Source organism: Streptomyces africanus (genome assembly GCF_002150735.1).
GTDB lineage: Bacteria > Actinomycetota > Actinomycetes > Streptomycetales > Streptomycetaceae > Streptomyces > Streptomyces africanus.
The window spans coordinates 1-7,460 of sequence record NZ_MUKA01000005.1; the positions used below are offsets into that span (position 1 = coordinate 1).

General features: G+C 70.0%; 5 protein-coding genes. All 5 read left to right on the plus strand.

What is annotated here, in order from left to right:
- Positions 1-338 (plus strand): homocysteine S-methyltransferase family protein (locus tag CCL05_RS01455; RefSeq protein ID WP_208641309.1); only part of this gene is annotated, 338 nt, incomplete at its 5' end.
- A gap of 180 nt (positions 339-518) precedes the next feature.
- Complete coding sequence (locus CCL05_RS01460; protein WP_086558632.1) at positions 519-1,577, plus strand: LacI family DNA-binding transcriptional regulator; 1,059 nt, start codon at positions 519-521, stop codon at positions 1,575-1,577.
- A gap of 381 nt (positions 1,578-1,958) precedes the next feature.
- Complete coding sequence (locus CCL05_RS01465) at positions 1,959-2,381, plus strand: hypothetical protein (RefSeq protein WP_086558633.1); 423 nt, start codon at positions 1,959-1,961, stop codon at positions 2,379-2,381.
- Between the two features lie 17 nt (positions 2,382-2,398).
- A complete protein-coding gene (locus CCL05_RS01470) occupies positions 2,399-3,325 on the plus strand; it encodes a hypothetical protein (protein ID WP_143589796.1) in 927 nt (308 codons plus the stop codon).
- A 124-nt stretch (positions 3,326-3,449) separates the two neighbouring features.
- Complete coding sequence (locus tag CCL05_RS01475; protein WP_086558635.1) at positions 3,450-7,400, plus strand: SGNH/GDSL hydrolase family protein; 3,951 nt, start codon at positions 3,450-3,452, stop codon at positions 7,398-7,400.
- The last annotated feature ends 60 nt before the right edge of the window (positions 7,401-7,460 follow it).

The window sequence follows — 7,460 nt, forward strand, 5'->3', positions numbered from 1 at the left end:
CCGGTGGCCGCACGCGCGCCGGGCAGCCGCTGGAGGAGGCCTTCGCCCTGGCCGCCGACGCGGACGAGGTGATCGCGGTCGGCGTGAACTGCTGCGCGCCCGAGGACGCGGACACCGCCGCCGCGATCGCCGCCCGGGTCACGGGCAAGCCGGTCGTCGTCTACCCCAACAGCGGTGAGACCTGGGACGCCGACGCCCGCGCCTGGACCGGCCGCGCCACCTTCACCGCCGGCCAGGTGCAGGGCTGGCAGCAGTCCGGCGCCCGTCTGATCGGCGGCTGCTGCCGGGTGGGACCGGAGGCGATCGCGGGCATCGCGGGGACGCTGGGGGCGGCATAGGAGCGAGGCGCTCCCCAACGGGCCCCCGGTCCGCCCGACCACGGGGTCACCAGTGCGCGCACACCCCTCCTCGCCTCCCCTCCCCACTGCTAGCCTCCGTCGAGGGAACCGGTTGCCACGGTGTTGCCGCAGTTCCCGAGGGGTGGGTGCGGACCGGCGCCCGGGAGAGACGAGGCAGTCATGACGAGGAAGAGCGGGGACGCGAGCCGCAGCACCATCCGGGACGTGGCGGCCCGCGCGGGGGTCTCGGCGTCGACGGTGTCCCGGGTGCTCGGCGGTGTGTACCCGGTGAGCGCGGCGACGCGCGGACGTGTGATGCGGGCGGTCCGCGAACTGGACTACGTCGCGGACGCGCGGGCGAAGGCGGTCGCGGGCGTCGGCACACCCACGCTGGCGTTCGTGCTGGAGGACATCACCGGCCCGTCGTTCGCGCACATGGCCCACGGCGTCGAGCGCGAGGCGACCCGCCTCGGCCACCTCTGCCTGGTGTGCAGCACGGAGGGCGACGTGCGGCACGAGCTGGAGTTCGTCGAGATGATGCGCGCCCAGCGCGCCGCCGCCGTGATCCTGGTCGGCGGCACCGCCGACACCCCCGAGTACCGCGAACGCACCCACCGCATGGCCGATTCCCTCGCCTCGGCCGGCTCCCGCCTGGTCCTGTGCGGCAGGCCGCCGCTGGACCCCGGCGCCCCGGTGACGGTCATCGAGTACGACAACGAGGGCGGCGCCTACACCCTGGTCGCCCACGTCCTCGCCCAGGGCCACCGCCGGGTGCTGTTCCTCGGCGGCCGGGCGGACCACACCACGGCCCTGGGCCGTGAGCGCGGCTATCTCGCGGCCCACCGGGCCCGGGGCCTCACGCCCGACCCGGCCCTCCTTCTGCACGGCGACTTCACCCGCGACGCGGGCCACCGCCTCATGCAGCAAGCCCTCAAGGACGACCTCGACTTCACGGCCGTCGTGGCCGCCACCGACATGGTCGCGGCAGGCGCCCTCACCGCCCTGCACGAGGCGGGCCTGACCGTCCCCGGCGACGTCTCCCTCGCCGGTTACGACGACATCCCCTTCGCCCGTGACCTGCACCCCGCCCTGACGACGGTCCACGTCCCCTACGAGGAACTCGGCCGCCTCGCCGTCCGCACGGCCCTGGACCACACGCCGGGCGCGCCGGACGAACACCTGCTGCTGGGCACGCACGTGGTGGTGCGCGACTCGGTGGGGGCGCCGCCGTCCCGGTAGGCGCTGACGCCGCCGTAGGGAAACCGGCCAATCTGCCGCTCGCACCTCCCGCGGCCCACCGTTCCGCTTCACAGGATCTTCACAGGTCACCTGGTGGTGCGCTCTTCCTCCGGATGCCCGCGCGAGCAGGGCCGGATATTTGCCATGCCCAGATCAAGCCATGTTGCTGGTGATCGCCTTGTGCCTAGAGTGACCGGGCCTTCGGGGAGGGATCGGGCCAGACCACCCGGTTCCACAGCCCCACAGCTCGGGGACCGCGTCCACGTCAGCACGCGGATTCACTCAATCGTCGTTGCCCACTGAACCGACCTTCGCTGCCTGCTGAACCGGAAACGGCAGGTTCAGCGGGCTGCCATCAGTCATCAAAACGGGAGGAATGAAGTGATACGAAGTCAGCTGTCCGCTGTTCTCCTGGCCACCGCCACCGGCGCGGCGCTCCTGGTCGCCGCCCCGACAGCGTCCGCCGCCCCCACGCATCGCTGCTACGACCGGATGGCGTGCTTCTACTACAACTCCAACCAGCAGGGGGCGCTCGCCACGATCGGCGACGGCGGCTACAACCTCGACGCCCAGGTCTTCAAACCCGGCTCCGGCCCCGGCGCGGGGCAGAAGCTCGAAGACCAGGCCGCGTCCTGGGACTCCCGCACCCGCAGTACCGCGTACTGCGTCCACCGCGACCGCTGGTGGAAGGGGCCGTTCAACTCCCTCAAGCCGCAGGCCCGCAAGAACCTCACCTCCGCGCTGAAGAACAAGAACTCCTCCACGAACTGGTACCCCCGCCACGAGGGCGGCGGGGGCCACTGACCCCGGAAGGACCCCCCATGCGTTTGTTCAGGACCGCACCGATAGCCGCCGCCCTCGCCGTGGGAGCGCTCGCACTGTCCGCTTGCTCGAGCCAGGGCACCGGCCCTTCCGCGGAGTCGGCCACAACGGCCGGCGACCGGGTCCAGGGCGCTCCCACCCGCGTCGTGGCCGCGATGAGTCTCCCCTTGGACGCCTACCAGCTCAGCCCCGAGGACTACGAGAGAAGTCAGCAGGCCCTGTGGCAGCTGACCACCGCCTGTATGCAGGACGTCGGCTTCACTTCCTTCGCCTTCACCCCGTCGACCGGCACCTCGGAGGAGATCGAAGAGCACGAAGACCTCCGTTACGGCACGTACGACCAGCAGGACGCCGAACGCCTCGGCTACCGCCCCGACTTCGGCGGACACGCCCGGGTGGCCGCCATCGGCGGCGAAGAGCCTCACTTCACCCCGGAAGAGGAAGCCGCGCTCGACGGCGAACCGAAGAAGGTCCGCACTGCCCGCGCCGGGGAGCCCGTCCCGGAGGACGGCTGCTACGGGCAGGCGCTCGACCAGCTCACCGGCGGGCAGAGCGAGACGTACCTCGACGACACGCTGGTCGAGGAACTCGACGGCCTCTCCTACGAGAAGTCCTTGCAGGACCCGAAGGTCGCGGCGGTGTTCGCCCGCTGGTCGGCGTGCATGGCCTCCAAGAACTTCGCGTACAAGTCCCCGATCGACGCGAACAACGACGCCTCCTTCACCGGGGACACCGCCGGCCCCAAGGAGAAGCAGGTCGCGGTCGCGGACACCCAGTGCAAGAGCAGCACCGACCTGGTCTCCGTGTGGCACGACGCCGAGGTCGCCGCACAGCGCACCCTGATCAGCGAACGCGGGCCGGAACTCGCCAAGGCCCAAGCCCTCAACGCGACGATCCGGGCGAAGAGCGACGCCGTCCTCGGCTGAGCACCCCGGACAGGCCCTCGGCTGAGCGATCAGGCCGCCGCAGCCGTGTCCGCCGTCCCATCGGGGCAGCGGCTGTGGCGGCCTTCCGCTGCCGTACACCGGAAGGAAAGGTCACACGTTGAGCATGCCGAAACGGCTGGGGGCCCACATCGCCGCCCTCGCCTCGGCGGCCGTCCTCGTCAGCCTCGTACACGCTGCACCTGCGACCGCCGCACCTGCCGACGCTCCGACGAGCACGAGCGCGAGCACGTCGTCCCCGGCACCACCCGGCCGGGTCACCCACCCCGATGAGAAGCTCGGCCGCGGCTGGAAGACGTCGCCGGACCGGGCCGTCACCACCGCGGCCGACTCCTCCGGGCTCAAGGTCCTCGTCGCGGACAGCCGCACGGCCTACGCGTGGAAGACCACCGCCGTACTCGCCGAACCGGGCATGCAGGCCGACACCTGGATCGGCAACGAGTGCGCCATGGACCGAAGACACGCTGCCGTGATCTATGCTCCGCGCGCCTTCACCAACCGACCGGATCTCATGCAGGGAGGCGCGTTCGCCGCCGTCGTCGACGTGGACGACGGCAAGGTCACCAAGCTCGGCTTCACGGCCTCGCTCGCCTATTTCGACCCGTCCTGCAACACGGACGCCGGCACAGCGGTGTTCAGCGCCTATCGGGACGGCAAGACCCGGCTCGTCACGGTCGACACGAGCGGAAGGACGACGGGTGAGACCGTCACGACCGGGCAAGTGACATCGCCGACACCCGTACGGGACGGCGTGGTCGCGGCGCACGGCCGTCACGTGGTGCACGTGGACCGGTCGGGCACGATGAACAACCTGGTCGCCACGGACAACGTCCCTTTCGACATCCGTCCTCTGAGCAACGGACGAGTCGCCTATCTCGACCGCGCGGGCGACACCGCCCGGGCCAAGCTGTGGAAGGGACGCGGCAAGCCGTCCACCCTCGCCTCCGGCAAGCTCGGAGACCTGTCGCTCAAGCAAGGGGCCGAAGGCCGGGCGTTCCTCACCGGCGACGCCAAGAGCACCCGCCTCGCCGGCAGCGGCGTCACCCGTCTGAACGCCCCGGCGGACGCCGACGTCTCCCACCTCGGCCGACTGGCCGTCGACCCCGTCCTCATGCCCGGTGTGCACGCGGGCCTGGAGCGCATCAAGAACGCGGGGAAGGGCTTCACCAAGGCCGAACCCTCCCCCGGGGCCCCCGTGTCGCAGAACCCCACCGAGGCGGGTGCCGCGCCGCTGACCATCACGAGCACCGCGACCACCACGGGCCGGAAGGTCGCCCAGGCGGTGCCGGACACGACCGGCGCCAAGGGCAAGGAGTCCTTCTCACCCGCCCTCGCGGCCCCCGGCAGGCCGACATCGGGCAAGAGCGGGCGGGGCGCAGCCGCCGATGACGCGCGGGCGCACGATCCGGTGGACACCGACCGCTGGTGCTCCGTCCCCCGCAACGACGTCAAGGCGCTCGCCCTGCAGCCGACCCCGAACCAGGTCGAGTGGGCGGTCGACATGGCGATCCGCGGGGAACTGCGCGCCAAGTGGATCAAGCAGGGAGGCTGGCGGGCGCAGTCCGGTCTGGGCACCGTCGACCCGCAGGGCCTGTTCCCTCCCCCGACGCTGAAGGGGAAAGCCGATGCGCGTATCCCCGCCCAGGTGCTGCTGGGCGTGCTCGCGCAGGAGTCGAACCTGTGGCAGGCCGAAGGCGGCACCATCCCCGGCCAGATGGGCAACCCGCTGGCGGCGATCGCCGGGTTCTACGGCCACAAGGGTGAGACGTCCGAGGCGTACTGGCGGATCAACTGGCATGAATCGGACTGTGGCTACGGCGTCGGCCAGGTCACGGACGGGATGCGCCTGGCCGGCCTGGAGAAGCCCGACGAGACGTCCCTTTCTCCGGCGAAGCAGAAGGGCGTCGCGCTGGACTACACGGTCAACATCGCCGCGTCGATGTACATCCTCGCGGACAAGTGGAACCAGCTGCACACCACGGGGCAGACCATCACCGTCAACAACGACGACCCGTCCAAGCCGGAGAACTGGTTCGCCGCCCTGTGGAACTACAACCTCGGCTTCAACCCGAACAACGGGGACGGCAAGCCGTGGGGCCTGGGCTGGTACAACAACCCCGCCAACCCGTTCTACCCGCCCTCGCGGTTCCCGTTCATGTCCGACCCGCACGACGCCGCGAAGCCCCAGAACTGGCCGTACCAGGAGAAGGTGATGGGCTGGGCCGCCTGGTCCATGGACACCGGCTACTCCTACTCCACCGACGGACGGCAGGACTGGCCCGGTGAAACCGGTTTCTCCAGCGCCGGGTTCCGCCCCGCCTGGTGGGTCACCGAGGGCCAGCGTGACCTGGTCAAGCCTCCGCTGGACGCGTTCTGCAACGCGAGCAACAACTGCAATTCCGCGAGCCCGCCGGACTGCCCCGACGCGGAGTGCTACAAGAAGTACTGGTGGCGCGGGTCGAACGTGACCTGGAAGAGGAACTGCGCCAACGACTGCGGCAACGAGAACATCAAGTACGTCACGCTGCGCGAGGAGCCGGGCCGCGGCTACCGGTTGCGCTACGGCACCCCCCGGTGCGAGAAGGACGGCCTTCCCTCCGGAGCGCTGGTCGTGGAGTCCGTACCCGACAGCACCGAGACCTACAGCGCCTGCGGGTCCAGCGGCACCGATTCCGGCACCTTCACGTTCACCTTCCACCCGAACCCGGCGGCGACCGGGCCGGGCCTCGGGCCCTTCGAGGCCAAGGGAGACCTGCACCAGATCGGAGGCGGATTCGGCGGACACTTCTGGTACGCCCATACCCGCGACGCCGGTCACCTGGGCGGCAGTGGCGGGCGCATGACCGTCGACGGCACGTGGCGCCTCGGCAAGAGCCTGAACCAGTGGGCCCGCGTTCTCGTCCACCTCCCGGACACCGGCGCGCACACCCAGCAAGCCCACTACACCATCGGCGGCACCGCGGGCGGGGTACGGGACCGGTACCTCAACCAGCACCACGGAGCGAACACCTGGGTCCCCCTGGGCGTGTACCGCTTCAACGGCACACCCACGGTCAGTCTGTCCAACGCCACGGACGACGGCACCGCGGACGACGACGTCGCGTGGGACGCCATCGCCGTCCAGCCGCTCTCCGGGAAGCCGAAACACATGGTGGTCGCCATGGGTGACTCCTACACCTCCGGCGAAGGGGCCGGCGACTACTCGCCCGAGTCCGACACCAGCCACGGCACGTCGCAGTGGAACGCGTGCCGCAGAAGCGCGAATGCGTGGCCCCGGAAGGTGATCCTGCCGTTCAACAGCTCCACCATCGGCGAACTCGCCGACAAGAACGACTCCTCGATCGACTTCCAGAACGTCAGCTGCTCAGGAGCGCATACGTGGCAGCTGACATCGGGGAACCCCACGCCCTGGGGGAAGATCGGGAACTTCCACGAGAAGAGCCAGACCGACTCCGGCGTTCTCAGCCCGGACACCAGCCTGGTCATGCTGACCATCGGCGGCAACGACGGCGACAACTTCACCAAGGCAGTCACCAAGTGCTACATCATCGGCGTGTGCGACAGGAACGACTACACGGCCAACGTCGACCAGTCGGTACAGGACACGGGCGGCCTCATCAGCGACATCGCCGCCGCCGCTCCGAACGCACAGATCGTGCTCATGAATTACCCTCACCTCGTCAGTGACTCCCCGTGCCTCACGGCCGATTTCGACGACCTGAACTACCTGGCCGACTACGTGCGCGACAAGCAGAAGGCGAAGGCGGAGGAGCTGAGGAAGGCCGGGATCAAGGTGGCGTTCGCCGATGCCATCCCCGCGTTCAAGGGGCACGGCATCTGCGACAGCGACGAGTGGATCAACCGCATCGTGGCGGGGCCCAACGGTGACGGCGACTTCCACCGGGGAGACCCGGCCAACCAGATTCCCTGTATTCCCGTATCCGGTAACGGGATCTGCGCGAGCCTTGAGTCCTTCCATCCGAAGAGCAGGGGCACCACGGCCTACTCGCAGGTGATGGACCAGGTGCTCGCCGACATCGGCTACAAAGGCAGTTGATGGCGAGCGCATCCCGTAGCACGGTGGTCACACGGCGGGGCACCCGCCGTGTGACCACCG

Coding starts and splice junctions, on each gene's coding strand:
- CCL05_RS01470 (WP_143589796.1), top strand. CDS start 2,399: ATGCGTTTGTTCAGGACCGCACCGATAGCCGCCGCCCTCGCCGTGGGA.
- CCL05_RS01475 (WP_086558635.1), top strand. CDS start 3,450: ATGCCGAAACGGCTGGGGGCCCACATCGCCGCCCTCGCCTCGGCGGCC.
- CCL05_RS01460 (WP_086558632.1), top strand. CDS start 519: ATGACGAGGAAGAGCGGGGACGCGAGCCGCAGCACCATCCGGGACGTG.